Genomic DNA, 1,889 nt, shown 5'->3' with positions numbered 1-1,889 from the left:
GTTGATGGGCACGCACGTTGGTCGAATCGACTGATAACAGCTTTTCGATGTCGGCGTGCACGTCGGCGTCGAACCCGAACGAGGCCGCGACCCGGGCGAACATCTCGTCGTACGTGCCGTCCAGCGACCACCGGTGATGGCGTTTCCACACTGTTTGCCACGGCCCGAATTCGGCGGGCAGGTCCCGCCACGGGCATCCTGTGCGAAAATGCCAGGCGATCGCTTCCAGGATCAGCCGGTGATCACGAAACCTGTTGCCTCGCTTACCGTCATGCGACGGCATCAACGGCTCGACCACCGCCCAAAACTCATCACAAATCACACCCGTCCGTGTCACGAGATCGATCTTGGCTGCGGGCGGGTTGATGACGCTCGAAGGCCAGGGTTTGAGTCCAGGCGATCAGGTCGCCAGCCAGGGCGACGACTTCGAGCCAGATCCGGTTGGCCCGGTAGCTGTGGAAAGGCAGGTTACGCAGGCCGGTGTCCTTCAGACAGCGGATACGGTCTTCGGCGCGGGCGCGTTGGCGGTGACGCACTTCCAGGGTCGGCAGCGTCCAGCCGGTTCCGCGAGTGTTGGTCGCAAAGCAGGTGATTCGCCAGCCGTTATGGTCGGTCAGCCGTAGCTGGGCACCGGGGTGAGGACGTTCACGGCGGGCGATGACTCGCATCCCGCGTGGCCATTCCTGGGGGCCGTACTTGGCCGGCGAACGGGTGGGTTTGACCGGGGTCGGCATCCAGTTGGTGAGCTCGGCGACCTGCGCACCCTCACGAGGTGCGCCGTCACTGTCGAGCGCAGCCACCCAAGCCTGCTCGGGAATCGTCTCGATCGCGGCCTGGACAGGGCCGTGAGCGGGAAACCCGATGGAATAGTGCAATCCGGCGTCGGTGAGGTGATGCAGGAATGCTTTAGACGCCCCGCCGGCATCGGCGCGCACCAGCACCTGGCCCCGCTCGGCGGCGGGCAGTTGTTCCAGCGCGGCGCCCAGCACTGTGATGTGATCAGAACTATTGAACGGCGAGGCCTTTCCGGGCGTAGGTCCAGCGCCAGAGTTTCTCCGGTGCCGTGCTCGCCATGGTCGACAAAAGCGCACATCGGGGCGAACCCATAAGACATCTTGTGGGTCGCCTCAGCGCCCTCCTTATCCGAATGCGCCGCCACCAGGGTGGCATCGATATCGACGATGACCTGCCCACCCTCTCGTGTTCCCGGTGTTCCCGCCAGCGGCCGACGCCGTGACCAGACCCGGTCACGGGCTGCAGCGTGTGCCGAGCGCAGCGCCATGACCGCAGCATCGGTGGTGGCGTCATCGACGGCCAACGCCGCAAACAACCGAGACACAGTCGGGTCGGAGGCCACGACTCCGAACAAGTCGCGCTGCGCACGGACTGCGGCCACATCGGCCAAACAGTCACCACCGAGCGCGACCGCGATCGCCACGTCAAGCAGCACCTTGCCCGGATCATGGCGGGCCCGCGCCAGCCGCCACGGCCCCAGCGCCCTCGATAGGACAAGCCCCAGGCCCGCAACCCGGATCGTCTCGTTCATCATCGCCGCGCCCGATGACGTCACCAACGACTCGCGGACATCATCGACGACCAGCCCACCAACTGCGTTACGCTTCACCTACGGAGTTGCCTTCCTGCTTGAGGATCTTGAGACTTCAGCAATCCCAAGAATTCCCTGCAGGACAGGCGCTTCCGTGCATTACACGCCGTCACAACCCCCAACGACATGAAACCTCGAGGCTAGCATTGTGAAGTCGGCGATCTGGGCCCCTCCCGTCCGATCGCGAGGGGTCTGTCGAACGTGCAGACCGCTACCGTCCTCACTCCTTCGCGCGTTACAGCGGACCCCATACAGATAGTATCTAATACATGCGGTACCTGAT

1 protein-coding gene and 1 pseudogene are annotated in these 1,889 nt (G+C 64.2%); both read right to left on the bottom strand.

From position 1 onward, the window contains the following. Positions 1-337 (bottom strand): IS5 family transposase (locus tag HMPREF0591_RS28170; RefSeq protein ID WP_033721601.1); only part of this gene is annotated, 337 nt, incomplete at its 3' end. Then, positions 336-1,624: pseudogene (locus HMPREF0591_RS31590) on the bottom strand (IS1380 family transposase); the annotation flags it as partial. The pseudogene HMPREF0591_RS31590 and the gene HMPREF0591_RS28170, both read right to left, overlap by 2 nt. Positions 1,625-1,889 lie beyond the last annotated feature (265 nt).

The sequence above is a fragment of the Mycobacterium parascrofulaceum ATCC BAA-614 genome (assembly GCF_000164135.1).
GTDB lineage: Bacteria > Actinomycetota > Actinomycetes > Mycobacteriales > Mycobacteriaceae > Mycobacterium > Mycobacterium parascrofulaceum.
The sequence above is the reverse complement of the archived record's forward strand: the minus strand, read 5'-3'. Positions and strand labels throughout refer to the sequence as shown.